Below are 21,190 nucleotides of genomic sequence, written 5' to 3' on the forward strand. Positions count from 1 at the left end.
AGCCTGACCGTTTGGAAGCCTGGCGGCAACCGTGGATCAGTGATGCTCAGTCTTGACCACCGGGTCGGAACCTGCCACCAGCTTGTTCACGATCTCGGTGGAGGTCGAGCCGTAGGCGGAGAGGTCGACCCCGCTCAGCTTGATGGTGACGTCCGCGGCCCCGCCGTTGTTGATCTGCCCGGTGGTGCTCACCTGCAGGGTCGAGGTCGTGGTGTCCACCTTCAGGTAGCTGAGGATGTCGTTGTGCGCGGTCTCCGGCAGCAGGTCGCTGATGTCGATGCGGTCGCCTTCACCGGCCTTGAAGTCGGTGATGGTGTCGTTGCCGATATCCCCGGCCTTCCAGATGAAGGTGTCGGCACCCGCACCGCCGGTGAGGATGTCGTTGCCCTTGCCGCCGGTGAGCTGGTCGTCGCCGGTGCCGCCGAAGAGGATGTCGTTGCCATTCTCGCCGAACAGGAAGTCGTTGCCGCCCTGGCCGTAGAGGATGTCGTTGCCATCGCCGCCATACAGGTGGTCGTTGCCGCCACGGGTATCGCCCTCGACGTTGAAGGTCGCGTGGTTGGCCTTGATGTAGCTGTACATCTCCTCGGTGGTCGCCGTATGGCCATTCTTCAGTTCGAGGAACGCCGACAGCGCGCTGACGCCCGAGCCCGCCGGCATGTCGGCCGGTTTGGCCGGGTTGCCGTTGACGCCCCAGGGCAGGTTATCGGTGTTGATGGTGTCACCGAAGATGATGTCGTCACCCGCGCCACCGTTGATGGTGTCGTGGCCCGAGGGCGCCAGCTCGGAGCTGCTGGAGCCGCCGTGCAGGGCGGCGGAAAGGTCGCTGGCCTGCTTGACGATATCCACCTGGCCAGTCGGGGCGGTCACCACGTTGGGGCTCACGACCGTGATGTTGTCGATGCGGACGTCGACATCGGAGCTGCCCCAGAGCCAGTGGGTACTGTTGTCATTGGCCGAGAACTCCAGTTTGTAGATGCCGTCGACCAGGGTCTTGCTGGTGATGGTGGCACTGTCCGAGCTGGTGCGGGAGCCGCTGTCGACGAGTTCCCAGCTGACCGCGCCGTTGGCCGCGACCACTTTCTTCATCAGGCTCCAGGCGAAGCTGTCGCCGCTGCCGAATTCGCCGGTGCGATAGTCGAAGCTCAGCTTGCCCAGGTTGTTTCCGTTGACGTTGAACTCCGGGCTGCTGGCCTTGGTTGCGGCGCCACCGTAGGCGTCGGTGATCTTCAGCTCGCTGTTGGTGCGGGAGATCGAGCCGGTACCGGTCTTGCTCCAGTTGTCGACCTTGGCGATGCCAGTGCCGCTGTTGTTGTCGAAGTTGGCGAGAACAGTGGTGGTATTGCCCAGGTTGATGGTGCCGGTCCCAGTAACCTTGGTGTTATCGAAGTACTTGAGGATGTCGGCGTTGACGCCGGTGCCGATACCGATTGCCCGCACATCGCTGATACCGCTCAGGCCGGCAAAGGACTGTGCGGACTCGGCGACGATGTTGTCGCTGGTGCTGTTGCCGTTACCGTAGTTCTTCGAGTACGTCGGGTCACCGTCGGTGAGGAACAGCGTGAGGTTCTGATAGCCGTTCTTCTGGCCGTTGAACCAGGTGACCGCCTGCTCGAAGGCCGACTGGTAGTTGGTGCCGCCGTCGGCCTGCAGGCCGGTGTTCTGGGTCTTGCCGATGGCGTTGATCAGTTGGTCGACGTTGCCGTTGTTCAGGTCGGCGACGGTGACTTTGATGCTGGCGGAGGCGGAGAAGCCGATCAGGGTAATGTTGATCACGCCATCGTGGCCCTTGAGCTCGTTGGCCAGGTTGATCAGTGCATCCTTGATCAGTTTCATCCGCGAGTCGGCGTAGGCCGCACCGCTGTTGCCAGCAAGGTTGTAGGCCATGCTGCCGGAGGTATCGACCACCAGGGCGATGTTGTAGTTGGTACCCGGCTGGGTGGTGGTGAGCATGCCGCCTACGTCGCCGAGGATCACGTCGTCCCCCGAGCCGCCGGTGAGGGTGTTGTCACCGTTGGGAGTGGTGCCGGGGATCTGCACCTGGCCGACGTGGATGTCAAAACCGTAGGTCGGCGATGTGTCGACGCCGCCGTTGGCCACGCCACCGCTGTCCTGCACGGCGAAGCTGAAGTGCGCGTTGGAACCTGAAGCGTCGGGTACGAAGGTCAGCTTGCCGGCGGCAATGTCACTGGCGCTGACGGCCTTGCCGGCACTGATGGCCTGGCCGTTGAGCAGCAGGGTGCCGGAGTCCGGCAGGGCCTTGATCAGGATGTTCTGCAGGCTGTGGTTCTGGCCGTTGGTGGAGTCCGCGGTGTCACTGAAGGCGAAGTCCTTGGTGCCGAAGGTGTAGGTCTTGCCGGCGTAGACGCTGGCCGAACCGTCCGCCGAGAGCGGCGCATCGTTCACCGGGGTGACGTTGAGGGTCAGGGTGCTGGACGAGCTGGAGAAGCCGTCGTGGCTGTCCTGCACCGAGAACTTCAGGGTCGCGTAGGCGTTGCCCGCGGCGTTGGCCACCGGGGTGTAGACCAGACTGGCGAGCAGGCTGACGGCGATCACCTGGCCGGCGGTCACCGACTGGCCGTTGAGGGTCAGGCTGCCGGCGGTGGGCAGGTTGTCGATGCGGATCGCCTTGAGTGCGTCACCGGCGTCCTTGTCGCTGAAGCCGAAGTCGCTGGCGCTGAAGCTGCGCTTGCCGTCCTCGTTCAGGGTCACGGTGCTGTCGGTGGCGGTGGGCAGATCATTGCTGCCGGTCACGGTGATGGTCACGGTGGCCGGCGCGCTGACCGCACCCTGGGCGTCCTTGGCGGTGTAGGTGAAGGTCACCTGGCGCGATTCGCCGACGTTCAGCGAGTCGAAGTCGGTGCCCGGATTGAACACGTAGCTGCCGTTGGCGTTGAAGGTGAGGGTGCCGTTGCCGGCGCCCACGCTCTGTACCAGGGCATAGCCGTTGGGGTTGACCGCGCTGTCGATGTCGGTAGCCGCCGGGACCTGGCCGTTGTACGTGTTGTTCTCGCCGGTGGTCTGCTGGTCGTTCTTGGCTTCCGGCGCATCGTTCACTGCGTTGATGCCCACGGTGACGGTGGCGGTGCTGGTGCCGCCGTGGCCGTCGCTGATGGTGTAGGTGAAGCTGCCGCTGCCGTTGACGTCCTTGGCCGGGGTGAAGACGACGTTGCCGCCCTCGAGCTTCACGCTGCCGTTGACCGCGTTCTGCACGCTGACGATGGTCAGGCTGTCGCCGTCCACGTCGCTGTCATTGCCCAGCAGGGTCTGCGGAGCGATGGTCAGCGCGGTGTCCTCGTTGGTCACCAACTCGCCCACGGTGTGGGTCAGCGAGGTGCCGCCGACGGTGGTGTAGGTGCCGTTCTGCGGGCGCATCTCCACCTGCAGCTGGGCCTGGCCGCCCTGATCCCAGTAGACGATCTCGATGCTGTGGCTACCGCTCTGGGCGATGGTGAACACCGCCGATTCACGGCCTGTCGGGCTCTGGATGTTGTCGTACTTGAAGACTTCCACGCCGTCGATCTTGATGCTGAAGCCATCGTCGGCGTTAACCCGCAGCTGGTAGCTGCCGGCGTTGAGGTTGATCGCGCCGGTCAGCTGGATGATCGCGTCCGAGGTGTTCGCCGGATCGGTGTTGAGGCTCTTCGCATCGTTGCCGAGGAACTTCTGCAGGTTGCCGTCACCGCCCAGGTCGCCGCCGCTGAGGTTGTAGTTCAACGTGGTGGAGGTGAAGGTGGCGCTCGGGTTGTGCCCGGCCATGAAGCTGGTCACCTGGCTCAGACTGGTCAGGTTGGTGCCATCGGGGCCTTCGTTGTAGCCCCAGTAGTTGCCCTTCAGGCCGCTGAGGGTGAAGTTGTCGTTCACCGCCACCGGGGCGTCGTTCTCCGGCGTCACGTTGAAGGTGATCTTGTTCGGCGTGGTGTCGTAGGTGTTGCTGCTGTCCTTCACCGAGAAGGTGAAGTTGGCGTAGTTGTTGCCGTTGGCATTGGCGGCCGGGGTGAACACCAGCTTGCCGAGGTCGGCGGCGTCGATTACCTGGCCGGCAGTCACGGCGTTGCCATTGAACTTCAGCGTGCCGTTGGTGGGCAGGCTGTCGATGCGCACGCCACTCAGGGTGTCGCCGGCGTCCACGTCGCTGAAGCCGAAGTCGGCGGCGCTGAAGCTGCGGCTGCTGTCTTCGCTCAGGGTGATGGTGTTGTCGGCGCCGTTGGGAGCGTCGTTGCTGCCGTTGACGGTGATGGTGATGGTCTTCGGATCGCTGAGCGCGCCGTCGTTGTCCTTCGCCTGGTAGGTGAAGGTGACGGTTTCGCTCTGGCCAGCGGCCAGGTGGTCGAAGGCGGTACCCGGCGTGAAGGTGTAGCTGCCGTTGGCGTTGAAGACCAGGCTGCCCTTGCCCTGCGCGACATCGGTGGCCAGCTGGTAGCCGACCACGGTGCCGTCGATATCGGTGGCGACCGGGACCTGGCCCTGGAGAACGGTGTTCTCTCCGGTCGACGCAGTGCCGTCGGCCGCAACCGGACGGTCATTGGTGCCGGTGACGTCGATGGTGATGGTTTTCGGATCGCTCAGGGCGCCGTTGTTGTCCTTCGCCTGGTAGGTGAAGGTCACCAGTTCGTGAGCGCCGGCGGCCAGGTGATCGAAGGCCGTGCCTGGATTGAAGGTGTAGCTGCCGTTGGCGTTAAACGTCAGGGTGCCTTTGCCGGCCGCCACGTTGGTGACGAGCTGGTAGCTGGCGATGGTGCCGTCGACGTCGGTCGCCACCGGAACCTGGCCCTGGAGCACGGTGTTCTCGCCGGTGCTCTGGGTGTCGGCGTAGGCAACCGGCGCATCGTTGGTGCCGTTGATGGTGACGGTCACATTGGTGCTGGTGCCGTCGGCGGCTTTCACGACGAAGGTCTCGACGAGGTGTTCGCCGGCCTTCAGTTCGTTGAAGGCGGAGTTGGCCACGTAGGTCCAGGTGCCGTCAGCGGCGATGCTGAACTTGCCGTTGGTGCCGACGGTGTTGGTCTGGGTCTGGAAGACCGCCGGGCTGTCGACATCGTTGACGATCAGCTTCCCGCCGATGGTGACTGGGGCGTTGGTTTCGTCGGCGCTGCCGCTGTTCTGGCCGGTGATCACCGCCGCGTCGTTGGTGCCGGTGACAGTGATGGTGACTGTCTTCGGATCGCTCAGGGCGCTGTTGTTGTCCTTCGCCTGGTAGGTGAAGGTGACGTCCTGGGTCTGGCCCGCCGCCAGGTAGTCGAAGGCGGTACCCGGGTTGAAGGTGTAGCTGCCGTCGCTGTTGAAGGTCAGCGTGCCCTTGCCGCCGCCGATACCGGTGGCCAGCTGGTAGCTGGCGATGGTGCCGTCGACGTCGGTGGCGACCGGAACCTGACCCTGGAACACGGCGTTCTCGCCGGTGCTCTGGGTGTCGGCGTAGGCCACCGGCGCATCGTTGGTGCCGTTGATGGTGACGGTCACGTTGGTGCTGGTGCCGTCGGCCGCTTTCACGACGAAGGTCTCGACGAGGTGTTCGCCGGCCTTCAGTTCGTTGAAGGCGGAGTTGGCCACATAGGTCCAGGTGCCATCGGTGGCGATGCTGAACTTGCCGTTGGTGCCGGCGGTGTCAGTCTGCGCCTGGAAGCTGGCCGGACCGTCGACATCGGTGACATTCAGCTTGCCGCCAATGGTGACCGGGGCGTCGGTTTCATCGGCGTTGCCGCTGTTCTGGCCGGTGATCACCGCCGCGTCGTTGCTGCCGGTGACGGTAATGGTGACGGTCTGCGGGGTGCTCAGCGCGCCGTTGTTGTCCTTCGCCTGGTAGGTGAAGGTCACGGCTTCGCTCTGGCCGGCGGCCAGGTGATCGAAGGCGGCGCCCGGATTGAAGCTGTAGCTGCCGTCGGTGTTGAAGGTCAGGGTGCCTTTGCCAGCAGCCACGTTGGTGGTGAGCTGGTAGCTGGCAACGGTGCCGTCGATATCGGCGGCGACCGGCACCTGCCCGTTGAACACGGCGTTTTCGTCGGTACTGACGGTGTCGGCAAACGCCACCGGCTTGTCGTTGGTGCCGACGATATTCACGGTGACGGTGCTGCTGGTGCCGTCGAAGGCTTTCACGGTGAAGGTGTCGGTCAGGGTCTGGCCGTCCTTCAACTCGTTGTAGGCCTCTTTGGCGGTGTAGACCCAGGCGCCGTCGCTGCCGAGGTTGAAGGTGCCGTACTTGCCGGTGCTGCTCTGTGCCTGGAAGCTTTCCGGGCTGTCGACGTCACTGATGCTCAGCTGGCCATTGGTGGTGACCGGGGCGTCGGTCTCGTACACGTTGGCCGTGGACAGGCCGCCGATGACGGCTGCGTCGTTGCTGCCGATAACGGTGATGGTGATGGTCTGCGGATCGCTCAGCGCGCCATTGTTGTCCTTCGCCTGGTAGGTGAAGGTCACGGCTTCGCTCTGGCCGGCGGCCAGGTGATCGAAGGCAGCGCCCGGATTGAAGCTGTAGCTGCCGTCGGTGTTGAAGGTCAGAGTGCCTTTGCCAGCAGCCACGCTGGTGGTCAGCTGGTAGCCGGCAACGGTGCCGTCGACGTCGGTAGCGGTCGGAACCTGGCCGTTGAGAACGGTGTTCTCTTCGGTGGTCTTGCTGTCGGCGTAGGCGACCGGCGCGTCGTTGGAGCCGTTGACGGTGATGGTGATGGTCTTCGGATCGCTCAGCGCGCCGTTGTTGTCCTTGGCCTGGTAGGTGAAGGACACGGTTTCGCTCTGGCCGGCAGCCAGGTGATCGAAGGCGCTACCCGGGTTGAAGCTGTAGCTGCCGTTGGCGTTGAAGGTCAGGGTGCCCTTGCCGGCGGCGACGTTGGTGGCGAGCTGGTAGCTGGCGATGGTGCCGTCGACATCGGTGGCGGTCGGAACCTGGCCGCTGTAGACGGTGTTCTCCCCGGTGGCCGCGACGCCGTCGAAGGCTACCGGCGCATCGTTGGTGCCGACGATGTTGACGGTCACGGTGGCGCTGGTGCCGTCGGCGGCCTTCACGGTGAAGGTGTCGGTCAGGGTCTGGCCGACCTTCAGTTCGTTGTAGGCGCTGCTGGCGACGTAGGTCCAGTTGCCGTCGGTGCCGAGGTTGAAGGTGCCGTACTTGCCGGCCACGTTGCTCTGCGCCTGGAAGGTTTCCGGGCTGTCGACGTCGCTGACGTTGAGCTTGCCGCTGGTGCTGACCGGCGCGTCGGTCTCGTTGACGCTGCTGGACTTCACGCCGCTGATGACGGCGGCGTCATTGCTGCCGGTGACGGTGATGGTGATGGTCTTGGGTTCGCTCAGCGCGCCGTTGTTGTCCTTCGCCTGGTAGGTGAAGGTGACGACCTGGCTCTCGCCGGCGGCCAGGTGGTCGAAGTCGCTGCCCGGCTCAAAGTGGTAGGTGCCGCTGGAGTTGAAGTTCAGCGAGCCGTTGCCCTGGCCGACGTCGGTGACCAGCTGGTAGCTGGAGACCCTGCCGTCCGGATCGGTGGCGGCCGGTACCTTGCCGTTGACGCGGCCGTTCTCATCGATGGTGACGCTGTCATCGTACGCGGTGGGCGCATCGTTGGTGCCGAGGATGTTCACGGTGACGCTGGAACTGGTGCCGTCGGCGGCCTTCACGGTGAAGGTGTCGGTCAGCAACTCGCCCGGCTTCAGCTCGTTGTAGGCGTCCTTGGCGATGTAGGTCCAGGTGCCGTCGGTGCCCAGGTTGAAGGTGCCGTACTTGCCGGCGACATTGGTCTGGGCCTGGAAGGTATCCGGGCCGTCGACGTCGCTGACGTCCAGCTTGCCGCTGGTGGTGATCGGCGCGTTGGTCTCGTAGACGTTGACGATCTTCGCCCCGCTGATGACTGCGGCATCGTTGCTGCCGGTCACGGTCAGGGTGAGGACGTTCTCGTCGGTGGCGCCCTTGTCGTCGGTGACGATGAACTTGACCTGCAGCTCGAGGGTTTCACCGGCGCCGAGCTTCTGGTAGTCGGCGTGGTTGCCGTTGAAGCTCCACGTGCCGTTGGCGTTCAGGGTGAAGCCGCTGGGCGCCGCGTCCTTCAGGCTGAAGTACAGCGCGTGGCCGTCGTCGACGTCGGTGGCGGTGAGCGTGCCGCCGCTGATCTTGTCTTCATTCACCGAGGCGCTGGCGGCCTTGGCCACCGGCGCATCGTTGGTGCCGATGACGGTGATGGTCAGGGTGCTGCTGCTCTTGGCGCCGTACTGGTCGGTAACGCTGTAGTTGACGGTGAAGTTCTGGGTCGCGCCCACGGCCAGGTGCTGGTACGCCGCGTTGCCGGCGTCGAAGCTCCACTTGCCGCTGCTGTCGCTGCTGAAGCCCGCCGGCAGGTTGCCGGTGGTGGCGAAGGTCAGCACGGCATTGTCGTCGACATCGCTGCCGGCCAGTTGGCCACCGATCTTGCTGTCTTCGTAGACGGTTTCCTTCATCACCCCGGCGACCGGTGCGTCGTTGGTGCCGGTGATGGTGAGCGTCAGGGTGCTGGTGCCAGTGGCGCCGTGTTCGTCGGTGACGGTGTAGTTGATCGCCAGGGTCTGCGTCTCGCCCTGGGCGAGGTGGTCATAGGCCGGGTTCTTGGCGTCGAACAGCCAGCTGCCGTCGGACTTCAGGGTGAAGCCGGCGGTGTTCTGCGCGGTGCTGAAGGTCAGCTGGGCGTCGTGGTCGACGTCGGTGGCCTGCAGCTTGCCGGTGATCTCGCTGACCGGCTTGAGCTGGTTGGTCAGGGTGGTGTTGTTGGCGCCGCTGGAGGTCAGGGTCCAGTTGCTGCCGATGTGGGTGACCTGGCCGACCACATTGCCGACGCTCACCTGCGAAGGCAGGTTGCTCAGCACGAGGGTCGAGTCGACGGATTTGTCGACGGCATCGGAAACGCCCAGGACGATGGTGTAGGTGCCCGGCTTGTCGAACACCTGCTGGAAGGTCTGCAGCCCCGAGCTGCCGCCGTCGCCGACCAGAGCCACGCTGGAAAGCAGCTGCACCTTCTGGCCGTTGACCTGCACGTAGGCGAAATCGTTGAAGGCCGATTCGTCGTTGGTGCTGAACTTCCAGTTGAAGCTGACCGCCTCGCCCGGCTGGGTGGTGGTGATGGTCAGGGTGACGGACGAGCCGTCGGTGGCGCCGGCCACGACGCCGGGGTCCTTGATGCCGCCTTCGACCGCGCTGGCGGTGGCCGGGTAGGCGACCGGCGCGTCGTTGGTGCCGACGATGTTCACTGTGACGCTGGAGGCGGTGCCGTCTGCGGCTTTCACAGCGAAGGTGTCGACCAGGGTTTCACCAACCTTCAGCTCGTTGTAGGCGGACTTGGCGGTGTAGGTCCACTGGCCGTCGGCACCCAGGTTGAAGGTGCCGTACTTGCCGGCGACGTTGCTCTGCGCCTGGAAGGTTTCCGGGCTGTCGACGTCGCTTATGGCCAGCTGGCCGCTGGTGCTGATCGGTGCATTGGTCTCGTAGACGCTGACCGAGGTCTGGCCGCTGATGACCGCGGCATCGTTGCTGCCGGTGACAGTGATGGTGATGGTTTGCGGGTCGCTCAGCGCGCCGTTGTCGTCCTTCGCCTGGTAGGTGAAGGTGACGTCCTGGCTTTCGCCGGCGGCCAGGTGGTCGAAGTCGGTGCCCGGCTCGAAGGTGTAGCTGCCGTCGGCGTTGAAGGTCAGGCTGCCATGGCCCTGGCCGAAGTCGGTGGCCAGTTCGTAGCCGACGACGCTGCCGTCGATATCGGTCGCCAGCGGAACCTGGCTAGTGAAGGCCGCATTTTCGCCAGTGGTCTTGCTGTCGCCGAATGCCACCGGCGCATCGTTGGTGCCGACGATGTTCACGGTGACCGTGGCGCTGGTGCCATCGGTCGCCTTGACGGTGAAGCTGTCGGTCAGTTTTTCGTCCTGCTTGAGCTCGTTGTAGGCATCGTTGGCGGTGTAGGTCCAGGTGCCATCGGTGCCCAGGCTGAAGGTGCCGTACTTGCCGGCGACGTTGCTCTGCGCCTGGAAGCTGGCCGGGCCGTCGACATCGCTGACGGTCAGCAGGCCGCCGGTGGTGACCGGCGCGTTGGTCTCGTTGACATTCACGCTGGCCACGCCGCCGATCACCGCCGGGTCGTTGCTGCCGGTAACGGTGATGGTCAGGGTCTGGGTGTCGGTGGCGCCGTGTTCGTCGGTGACGATGTACTTGACCTGGATGTCCTTGGTCTCGCCTTCGGCGAGGGACTGGTAGGCCGGGTTCTTGCCGTCGAAGCTCCAACTGCCGTCGGTCTTCAGGGTGAAGCCGGCCGGCGGGTTGCCGGAAACGCTGAAGCTCAGCTTGGCGCCATCGTCCACGTCGGTGGCGGTGAGCTGGCCTTTGCTGACGGCGTCTTCCTTGGCAGCTGCAGTCGCGGCGTCGGCCTTGGGCGCATCGTTGGTGCCGGTGACGGTGATCACCAGCACACTCTGGGTGCTGGCGCCGTGTTCGTCGGTGACGGTGTAACCCACGCTGATGAGTTGGGTCGCGCCGGCCTTCAGGTGCTGGTAGGCGGCATCGCTTGCGTCGAAGCTCCACTTGCCGTCGCTGTTCAGGGTCAGGCCCGCCGGAGCGGCCTTGTTCAGGCTGTAGGTGAGCTGCGCGCCGTTGTCGACGTCGATGGCCTTCAGCTCGCCGCTGATCTGCGCATCTTCCTTGACGCCATTGAGCAGCGAGGGCAGGGCGATCGGCGTGTCGTTGGTGCCGGTGACGGTCAGCGTCAGGGTGTTGCTGCTGGTGGCGCCGTGTTCGTCGGTGACGGTGTAGTCGATCGACAGCACCTTGGTCTCGCCAGCGGCGAGGCTCTGGTAGGCCGGGTCGAGGCCGCTGAAGGCCCAGGTGCCGTCCTTGAACAGGGTGAAGCCGGCCGGTGCCTTGTCATTCAGGCTGAAGCTGAGCTTGGCGCCGTCGTCGACGTCGCTGGCGGTCAGTTTGCCGAAGCTGAGCTTGTCTTCGCTGGCCTTGGCGGACGCCGCGTTGGCGACCGGCGCATCGTTGGTGCCGGTGATGGTGATGGTCAGGCTGCTGGAACTGGTGGCGCCGTGCTCGTCGGTGACGGTGAACGGGATGCTGAGGGTCTGCGTGGCGCCGGCCTTCAGGTGCTGGTACTCGCTGCCGCTGGCATCGAAGCTCCACTTGCCGTCGGCGTCGATGCTGAAGCCGGCCGGGGCGGCCTTGTCCAGGGCGTAGCTGAGCTTGGCGCCGTTGTCGGCGTCGGTGGCGGCGAGCTGGCCGCTGATCTGTGCATCTTCCTTCACTGCGCCGGTGGTGGCGCTGGCGACCGGCGCGTCATTGCTGCCGGTGACGGTGATGGTGATGGTCTGCGGATCGCTCAGGGCGCCGTTGTCGTCCTTCGCCTGGTAGGTGAAGGTGATGTCGCGGGATTCGCCTTCGGCGAGGCCGTCGAAGTCCTTGCCGGGGTTGAAGCTGTAGCTGCCGTCGGCATTGAAGGTCAGGGTGCCGTTGTTGGCGCCCACGCCGGTGGTCAGCTGATAGCCGGCGATGCTGCCGTCCACGTCGGAAGCTGTCGGAACCTGGCCGTTGAAGACGGTGTTCTCTTCGGTGGTGGCGCTGTCGGCATAAGCGACCGGAGCGTCGTTGGTGCCGGTGACGGTGATGGTGACGGTCTGCGGATCGCTCAGCGCGCCGTTGTTGTCCTTCGCCTGGTAGGTGAAGGTTACGGTCTCCTCGGCGCCGGCGGCCAGATGGTCGAAGGCGGTGCCCGGATCGAAGCTGTAGCTGCCGTTGGCGTTGAAGGTCAGGGTGCCTTTGCCCTGGCCCACGTCGGTGGTCAGCTGGTAGCCGACGACGGTGCCGTCCACGTCGGAGGCTGCCGGAACCTGGCCGTTGAGAACGGCGTTCTCTTCGGTAGTGGCGGTGCTGGCAACGGCTACCGGCGCGTCGTTGGTGCCGATGAGGGTCACGGTGACGGTGGTGCTGGTGCCATCGGCGGCCAGGACGTTGAAGGACTCGGTCTGATGCTCGCCGTCCTTCAGCTCGTTGAAGGCCTCGTTGGTGATGTAGGTCCAGCTGCCGTCAGCGGCAACGCTGAACTTGCCATAGTCGCCGGCAGTGCCGGTCTGGACCTGGAAGCTGGCCGGGCTGTCGACGTCGCTGATGTTCAGCTTGCCGCCGATGGTGACCGGGGCGTTGGTTTCATCGGCGCTGCCGCTGGTCTGGCCGGTAAGGACCGCCGCGTCGTTGGTGCCGGTGACGGTGATGGTGATGGTCTGCGGATCGCTCAGCGCGCCGTTGTTGTCCTTCGCCTGGTAGGTGAAGGTCACGTCGCGGGTCTCGCCCTGGGCCAGGCTGTCGAAGTCCTTGCCGGGGTTGAAGCTGTAGCTGCCGTCCGGATTGAAGGTCAGGCTGCCGTTGCCCTGGCCGACACCGGTGGTCAGCTGGTAGCCGGCAACGCTGCCGTCGACGTCGGTGGCGGTCGGGACCTGGCCGTTGAGAACGGTGTTCTCCTCGGTGGTGGCCGCGCCAGGCAGAGCTACCGGCGCATCGTTGGTGCCGGTAACGGTGATGGTGATGGTCTGCGGATCGCTCAGCGCGCCGTTGTTGTCCTTCGCCTGGTAGGTGAAGGTCACGTCACGGGTCTCGCCCTGGGCCAGGCTGTCGAAGTCCTTGCCGGGGTTGAAGCTGTAGCTGCCGTCCGGGTTGAAGGTCAGGTTGCCATTGCCGTTGCCGACACCGGTGGTCAGCTGGTAGCCGGCGACGTTGCCGTCCACGTCGGAGGCGGCCGGGACCTGGCTGTTGAGCACGCTGTTTTCTTCGGTGGTGGCTGCGCCCGGCAGGGCGACCGGCGCGTCATTGGTGCCGGTCAGGGTCACGGTGAGGGTGGCGGTGCTGGTCGCACCGTGCTCATCGGTGACGGTGTAGGGCACCTGCACAACCTGGGTCTCGCCCTCGGCCAGGTGCTGGTAGGACGGGTCCTTGCCATCGAAGGTCCAGCTGCCGTCCGGCTTCAGGGTGAAGCCCGCCGGCGGATTGCCGTTAGTGGTGAAGGTGAGGGTGCTGCCGGTGTCGCGGTCGGTGGCTACCAGTTGGCCGCCGATCACGCTGTCTTCGTTGCCGCTGGCCTGGCCATCCTGGGCGACCGGGGTGTCGTTGGCGCCCTGGACGTTGATGGTGATGACGCGGGTGTCGGTGGCACCGGACGGATCGGTGACGGTGACGGTGAAGCTCTCGCTCGGGTTCTGACCCAGCGGCAGGGCGTTCACCGCGTTGGCGTCAACCACGTAGGTGTAGCTGCCGTCGGCGTTGACGGTCAGCTCGCCGTAGGCGCCCTTGGCGCTGCCGCTCCAGGTCAGGTTGGTGTCGTCGACGTCGGTGGCGGTCAGCTGGCCCTTGATGTCGGCGAAGCTGTCGTTGGCGGCGGTGTCAGTGATGGCACTGGTATAGGTGCCCGTGGCCACCGGAGCGTCGTTCACCGGGGTGATGCCAACGTTTACGACCAGGGTGCTGGACGCGCCACGGCTGTCAGTGACGATCACGGTGAAGCTGTCGGCGCCGTTGTAGTCACCGTTGGGGTTGTACTGCCAGGTGCCGTTGGGGTTGAGCACCAGCAGGCCGTTGGCCGGTGCCTGGCCGACGCTGTAGGAGATCAGGTCGCCGTTCGGGTCGCGGGCGGAGAAGGCGCCGGTGAGCAGGGTGTCTTCGGCGGTGGTGAGGTTCAGCACGCCGTTGCCGCCGTCTTCGAATTGCGGCGCGAGGTTGGCCGGCAGTTCGTTCTGGCGCTCGTCACCGGTAGCGCCGCCGTTGTCCAGGCCGGAGGTGGTGTAGCCGATGTTCGGGTCGACGCGGCCGGCGGTAGCATCCAGCACCACGAAGCTGTGGCCGCCGCCAACGCCACCATTGCCGCCAGCGGCCGAAGGCGCGGCAGTCGGGCCCGCTGCGGTGGGCGCCAGCGCCTGGGTCGGGTCGAGGCCGGCGGCGATGGCTTTCTGCAGGTCTTCGGTGCTCGGTGCATTGACCGGTTGCGCGGCGGCGTGGTGCGTCTCGGCCTGCGGCAGGTCGGCGCTGCTCCACTGGCTGTCGCGGCCCAGGTCAACCAGCTTGCCTTTGCCGACGTCGAGCGTCACCGCGCCGGAAGCGCCGGTGAGCAGCTGCTCGCCCTGGTAGATGCGGTCACCTTCGACCAGGACGCGCTGGGCGCCTTCGGGGGATACCGCAATCACTTGGCCGATGATGCTTTTTACGACGGCGACGACGCTGCTCATGCACTTCTCCTGGTGAGGCTTGCCTGGTTGCCGACCGGCCGCAGGTGAGGTCGGCTCAGGAGGCATTCCTTTGTCTTTAAGAGCAAAAAGTTTGGCGTCAATCCTTTGGCTTGTAGCGTATCGAAATTACGGATATGCCAATGTATTGACCATTCGATTGCCATCCTAAACAATTGGCAAATCGATGTCACTTTGATATCGGTGGTCCGCCCAAAAAAATTTAGCGTGAAATTCATCACGCTTTTTGAAGCTTTCCTTGCAGCCATTCGCCGGTCTTTTGACGCTCCCTAGCGGCAATCGAATCGCTGCGGCTATCTCACTGATAAGGATGTTTTCCTCATGCGCATGCGATTCGCTCAAGCCGTGCCCTTCGCCCTGGCTTTCGTCATTCCCGTTGCCCTGCCGGTGCAGGCCGACACCCTCAACCAGGCCATGCAGAAGGCCCTGGAGTACCACCCGGAAATCCAGGCCGGGGTGAACTCGCGTCTCGCTGCGGACAAGCAACTGCGCGCTGCGAAAGGTGGCTACCTGCCGTCCGTCGACCTGACCGCCGGTTACGGCCGTGAAGGCTCCGACAACACCACTACCCGTGGCCAAGGCGACCACTGGGACACGCTGAACCGTGGCGAATCCAACCTCGCCCTGCGCCAGATGGTGTTCGACGGCTTCGCCACCTCCAGCGAAGTCGGCCGCCAGCAGGCCAACGTCAACTCCCGCGCCTATGCGCTGCTGGGTACCTCCGAGCGCACCGCGCTGGACGTCGCCCAGGTCTACACCGACGTGCTGCGTCGCCAGGAGATGGTTCGCCTGGCCGAGGACAACCTGAAGAATCACCAGCGCGTCTACGACCAGATCAGCCTGCGCAGCTCCCGTGGCGTCGGCCGACTCGCCGACCAGGACCAGGCCGAAGCCCGTCTGGCCCAGGCGCAGAACAACCTGATGACCGAGAAGACCAACCTGGCCGACGCCCGCACCAACTACTACAGCGTGGTGGGCAGCGACCCGGTGGAGCTGAGCGAGCCCACCGGGCTTGTCGGCCAACTGCCGGAAGACCTGCAGGCCGCCCGTCGCCAACTGGTCGAGAACAGCCCGATCCTGCGCTCCGCAGAATCCGACGTGGCCGCCGCCGAGAAGCAGTACGACGCTGCGAAATCGACCTTCTATCCGAGATTCGATGCAGAACTTTCCCGAGGTGCCGATAACAACCTCGACGGAGAAGAAGGCCACAACAACGAATGGCAGGCCATGCTGCGCATGCGCTACAACCTGTTCGCCGGTGGCAGCAACAAGGCCGAGCTGGAAGCCAAGTCCTATGAGGCGAACCAGGCCCTGGATATCCGCAACAACGCCCTGCGCCAGTTGAACGAGGAACTCGGATTGTCCTGGAACGCCCTGAACAATGCCCGTGACCAGCTGCCGATCGCCCGCCAGTACGTGGACTACAGCACCCGTGTGCGCGAGGCCTACCAGAAGCAGTTCACCATCGGCGAGCGCACCCTGCTCGACCTGCTGGACAGCGAGAACGAACTGTTCAACGCTTCGCGCCGCCTGGTCGACCTGAAGTACACCGAGCTGTTCACCCAGTACCGCATCAAGGCCACCCTGGGCGAACTGCTCAAGAGCCAGGGCGTGGTCGCGCCGATGGCCGCAGTGGCTTCCGAAGACATCAAGCCGAAAGTCCAGCTGCCCGGCCTCAACTAACCTGCCCGAGAGAGCATCCGCGTGGATCAAGAAGTCAGCGAAGTACCCCTAAGCCACGATCCGCGCGGTCTGCTGGATGACCCGCTGCTGGACAGCCTGCTGACGCTCTGTCAGCTGCACCAGAAGCCGGCCAGCCGCGCCATGCTCACCAGCGGCCTGCCGCTGCCCGGCCAGCGCCTGTCCGCCGAGCTGCTGCCCCGTGCGGCGGCTCGCGCCGGCCTGCAGGGGCGCCTGCTGCAGCGCAAGCTGGAGCAGATTCCCGCGCTGGCCATGCCCGCCATGCTGCTGCTGCGCGAAGGGCGCTGCGCGGTGCTGCTGGGTTGGGAAAACAACGGCGATGCGCGCCTGCTGCTGTCCGAGAGCGACGGCGGTGAAGTACGCGTCACCCGCGAGCTGCTCAGCGAGGACTACGCCGGTCAGGCCTTCTTCGCCCAGCCGCAGCACAAGTTCGACCTGCAGCACGGTGAGCTGATCCCGCGCGCCAAGAGCTGGTTCCGCGACACCCTCAAGCGCTCGCGCTGGCTCTACGTCGACGCCGTGGCCGCGAGCCTGCTGATCAACCTGATCGCCCTGGCCGCGCCGCTGTTCGTCATGAACGTCTACGACCGCGTGGTGCCCAACCAGGCTGCCGCCACCCTCTGGGTGCTGGCCATCGGCATCAGCGGCGCCTACCTGTTCGACCTGCTGCTCAAGACCATGCGCGGCCTGTGCCTGGACCTGGCGGGCAAGAAGACCGACCTGATCATCTCGGCGACGCTGTTCGAGCGCATCGTCGGCATGAGCATGAAGTACCGCCCGGCACGGGTCGGCTCGTTCGCCCAGAACATCCACGAATTCCAGACGCTGCGCGACTTCCTCAACTCGCTCACGCTCACCACCCTGATCGACATGCCGTTCACCCTGCTGATCCTGCTGGTGATCGGCATCATCGGCGGGCCGCTGGTGTTCGTCCCGCTGATCGCCTTCCCGCTGGCCGCAGGTCTTGGCTGGCTGCTGCAGAAGCCGCTGGTGGAGACCATGAACCGCACCATGGCGCTGGCCGCCGAGCGCCAGTCGAGCCTGATCGAGACCCTCGCCAGCCTCGACGCGGTGAAGGTCAACAACGCCGAAAGCGAGCGCCAGTACCTCTGGGAGCAGACCATCGGCACCCTCAGCCGCCTGGAGCTGCGGGTCAAGCTGCTGTCGACCCTGGCGATGAATATCACCGTGCTGATCCAGGCGCTGGCCGGGGTCATCATGATCATCGGCGGCGTCTACCTGATCATCGCCGGCGACCTGTCCATGGGCGGTCTGATCGCCTGCTACATGCTCAACGGCCGCGCCCTCGGCCCGCTGACCCAGCTCTCCGGGCTGATCCAGCGCTACCAGCAGGCGCGCCTGTCCATGGCCACCACCAACCAGATGATGGAGCTGCCGCAGGAGCGCAACGCCGACGAACGTCCGCTGACCCGCTCGCAACTGCGCGGCGGCATCGAGATGCGCGGCCTCGACTTCGCCTACCCGAACCAGCAGGTGGCGGCGCTGCATGGCATCAACCTGCAGATCCGCGCCGGCGAGAAGATCGGCATCATCGGCCGCAGCGGCTCGGGCAAGAGCTCCCTGGCCAAGCTGATCGTCGGCCTGCACCAGCCCGAGAACGGCAACCTGCTGGTGGACGGCGCCGACGTGCGCCAGCTGGACATCAGCGAGCTGCGCCACAACATCGGCTACGTGCCTCAGGACATCAGCCTGTTCAGTGGCACCCTGCGCGACAACCTGGTCAGCGGCGCGCGCTACATCGATGACGAGCGCGTGCTGGAAGTGGCCGAGCTGACCGGCGTCAACGAGTTCGTCCGCCTGCACCCGCAGGGCTACGAACTGCAGGTCGGCGAGCGCGGGCACAATCTTTCCGGCGGCCAGCGGCAGAACGTCGCCCTGGCCCGCGCACTGCTGCTCGACCCGCCGATCCTGCTGCTGGACGAACCCACCAGCGCCATGGACAACGCCGGCGAAGAACGCCTGAAACAGCGCCTGCAAGCGATCATGGGCGAGAAGACACTGCTGCTGGTCACCCACCGTGCCTCCATGCTCAGCCTGGTGGACCGCCTGGTGATCATCGACAAGGGCCGCATCATCGCCGACGGTCCGAAGGACGTGGTCATGGATGCACTGAAGAAGGGGCAGATCAGTGTCGCTTAATCCGCTGGGCAGTATCCGCCACTCTGTCCGTGGCTATTTCAAGGGCGGCGACAACCTCTCCGGCCAACCGCTTCCGGAGGTCAGCAAGGCACTGATCGAAGATGCGCCGCGGGTGGTGCGCCTGACCATCTGGATTCTCATCGGCTTCGTGGCCTTCCTGCTGCTCTGGGCGCACTTCGCGCAGATCGACGAAGTCACCCGTGGCGAGGGCAAGGCGATTCCCTCGTCCAAGGTGCAGAAGATCCAGAACCTGGAAGGCGGCATCGTCTCGCAGATCTTCGTCCACGAAGGGCAGGTGGTGCAGGCCGGCGAGCAGCTGATGCGCCTGGACCCGACGCGCTTCCAGTCCAACGTCGGCGAGACCGAGGCCGACCGCCTGGCGATGTTCCTGCGCGTGGAGCGCCTGTCCGCCGAGGTCGAGGACCGCGCTCTGAACATCCCCGACGACGTGCGAGCCAAGGCTCCGGGCCAGGCCAGCAGCGAAGAAGCGCTGTTCCACAGCCGCCAGCAACAGCTCAAGGACGAAACCGACGGCCTGCAGCAGCAACTGGTGCAGAAGCAGCAGGAACTGCGCGAGTTCATCTCCAAGCAGGCGCAGTACCGTAACAGCCTGAACCTGCTGCGCCAGGAAATCTCCATGTCCGAGCCGCTGGTGGCCCAGGGCGCGATGTCCCAGGTGGAACTGCTGCGCCTGAAGCGCGGTGAAGTGGAGAACCGTGGCCAGCTCGACGCCACCACCCTGGCGATCCCGCGTGCCGAAGCGGCGGTGAAGGAAGTCGAGCGCAAGGTCGCCGAGACCCAGTCGCGCTTCCGCAGCGACGCGCTGAAAGAACTCAACGAAGCCCGCACCGAACTGAGCAAGGCCACCGCCACCGGCAAGGCGCTGGAAGACCGCGTCAGCCGCACCCTGGTCACTTCGCCGGTGCGCGGCATCGTCAAGCAGCTGCTGGTGAACACCATCGGCGGCGTGATCCAGCCGGGCAGCGACCTGATCGAGATCGTCCCGCTGGACGACACCCTGCTGGTGGAAGCGCGCATCCGTCCGCAGGACATCGCCTTCCTGCGTCCCGGCCAGCACGCCATGGTCAAGTTCACCGCCTACGACTACACCATCTACGGCGGCCTGCAGGCGGACCTGGAGCAGATCGGCGCCGACACCGTCACCGACGACGACGGCAACAGCTTCTACCTGATCAAGCTGCGCACCCGCAAAAGCCACCTGGGCACGGACGACAAGCCGTTGCTGATCATCCCCGGCATGATCGCCACCGTGGACATCATGACCGGCAAGAAGAGCATCCTCAGCTACCTGCTCAAGCCGATCCTGCGGGCCAAGGCGGAGGCGCTGCGCGAGCGTTGATTGCCGCGCGGGACCAAACGAAACGGGCCACCCAAGGGTGGCCCGTCTTGTTTTTACGCACCGTAGGAGCGGACCTTGTCCGCGAAATCCAACGCGGCGGAGTCCGTTGCTTGCAGGATCGCAGGGCGGATAACGCGCCAGCGCTATCCGCCGCGCGGGAATCGGCGGATAACCCGTTCCGGGTTATGCGCCCTACGCGTCTACCGCAGTTCCCGGAGGACGCTTGCGTAGGACGGGTGGAGCTTGTGATACCCATGCAGGTGCGCGGGGTCGATGGGTATCGCTGCGCTCCACGCCATCCTACGTTTTGGCTTGAACGTGGCCCATGGACCTATTCGGTTCCATCAATAAGCCACGGTAAACCGCTGCTGGTGATGGTTGGCTTGCTCGGCCTCGTCGATCATCGCCACCGCCAGGTCCGGCAGGGAGATGCGGCTCTCGCCATTGCCGTCGAACAGTACCTGGTCGCCGCCAATGCGGAAGCTGCCGCTGCGGGTCTCGCCGTCGAGCAGCATGGCCGGGCTGAGGAAGGCCCAATCCAGCTCCTTCTCGCCACGCAATTGATCCAGTGCGTCGGCGGCGCCGAGTGCGCCCTGCTTCCACTGCTCGGGGAATTCCGGGCTGTCCACCAGACGCTGGCCGGGAGCGATCTCCAGGCTGCCAGCGCCGCCGAGCACCAGCAGGCGTTTCACGCCGGAAGCCTTCACACCGTCGAGGATGGCGCGGCTGCCGCTGGCGTGGGCCTCGCGGATATCCGGGTTGCCCCAGCCGGCGTTGAACGCGCTGATCACGACGTCCTGGCCAGCCACGGCACGGGCGACCTGGGCCGCGTCGAAGACGTCGGCCTGGATCACCTTGAGGTGGTCGCGCGCCGGCAGTTTCGCCGGGTCGCGCACCAATGCGGTGACCTGGTGGCCTCGGCGCAGGGCCTCTTCGAGGAAGTAATGGCCGACGTGGCCGGTGGCGCCGATCAGGGCAATGTTCATGGAATCACCTTTTCGTGGGAGGGAGTGCCGCGCCTGGCTGTGCAGGGTTGGCAGGTGATTCATCTTCGGCCGGCGACCGCCGGCGATAAAGACCGGCTGACGCCATGCACTCGTAAGCCCGGCTTCACAATCAGTCCTTGCTGTCGTCGCTCATCAGGCTCAGCCCCCGCGCCACCGCCAGCGCGATGAACAGCGCGCCCATGATCGCTTCGCTGCCCGCCAGCAGGCGCGCCAGCGGGTTCACCGGGACGATGTCGCCGTAGCCGATGGTGGTCAGGGTGATCATGCTGAAGTAGATGAAGGCGTCCAGATGCAGTGCCCCATTGTTGGTCTGGAAGCTGCCCGGCCTGAGGTCCTCGATCAGGTTGTAGGCCAGTGCGAAAGACAGGGCGAAGTTCAGGTACAGGGCGCAGAGTCCGTAGAGCAACTCGCGGGTGACGGGGCGTTCCTGGGTGACGCGGCGGAACAGTGCGACGACCAGCAACTGAATGAAGATCAATTGCGGAATACCTCGCTGCAGTGTGGGGTGCACATGCCACGCGGCGGGGGCGAACAGCATGAACAGGCTGAGCACACCCATCACGCTGATGAAGCTGAAAAGCATGCTATGGCTGCGGACGGTGTTCAGGCCAGCCAGCACCATCAGCAACAGGCTGCACAATTCCAGCAGCGGGTTGGGCGATGGGAAAGCCAGGACGACCAGCAGCAGAAGGATGCTGTTGAGCAGAAGACGAAAGCGATAGCGCAGCAGGAATGAGTTCAAGGC

The 21,190-nt window shown here is 65.1% G+C and carries 6 protein-coding genes; 3 read left to right on the forward strand and 3 right to left on the reverse strand.

All coding sequences use genetic code 11. The features are described from left to right. Positions 1–36 precede the first annotated feature (36 nt). Positions 37–14,199: a retention module-containing protein gene (locus IB261_RS06495; RefSeq protein WP_192381692.1), complete on the reverse strand. Its 14,163-nt coding sequence runs from the start codon at positions 14,197–14,199 to the stop codon at positions 37–39. Positions 14,200–14,538: 339 nt separating this feature from the next. Between IB261_RS06495 and IB261_RS06500 the strand changes: the two genes are divergently transcribed. From IB261_RS06500 to IB261_RS06510, 3 genes are read left to right on the forward strand one after another with little or no spacing between them, the layout of a single operon-like run. Beyond that, complete coding sequence (locus IB261_RS06500) at positions 14,539–15,900, forward strand: TolC family outer membrane protein (RefSeq protein WP_045209747.1); 1,362 nt, start codon at positions 14,539–14,541, stop codon at positions 15,898–15,900. Between the two features lie 21 nt (positions 15,901–15,921). Further along, positions 15,922–18,078 (forward strand): type I secretion system permease/ATPase, encoded by a 2,157-nt coding sequence (locus tag IB261_RS06505; protein ID WP_081517609.1) that lies wholly within the window; start codon positions 15,922–15,924, stop codon positions 18,076–18,078. Further along, positions 18,068–19,438, forward strand: coding sequence for an HlyD family type I secretion periplasmic adaptor subunit (locus tag IB261_RS06510; protein WP_081517610.1), 1,371 nt, complete (start codon positions 18,068–18,070; stop codon positions 19,436–19,438). The genes IB261_RS06505 and IB261_RS06510 overlap by 11 nt, the downstream gene beginning before the upstream one ends. A 344-nt stretch (positions 19,439–19,782) precedes the next feature. On the opposite strand, the gene IB261_RS06515 is transcribed toward IB261_RS06510, so the two are convergent. Further along, positions 19,783–20,424 carry an NAD(P)-dependent oxidoreductase gene (locus IB261_RS06515; RefSeq protein ID WP_151189612.1) on the reverse strand — a complete coding sequence of 214 codons (642 nt, stop codon included), beginning with the start codon at positions 20,422–20,424 and terminating at the stop codon, positions 19,783–19,785. Positions 20,425–20,554: 130 nt separating this feature from the next. Continuing rightward, entirely contained in the window at positions 20,555–21,187 is a 633-nt protein-coding gene (locus IB261_RS06520) for a potassium channel family protein (RefSeq protein ID WP_174824621.1), read from the reverse strand. Between the last annotated feature and the right edge of the window lie 3 nt (positions 21,188–21,190).

Source organism: Pseudomonas sp. PDM20 (assembly GCF_014852575.3).
Taxonomy (GTDB): Bacteria; Pseudomonadota; Gammaproteobacteria; order Pseudomonadales; family Pseudomonadaceae; genus Pseudomonas.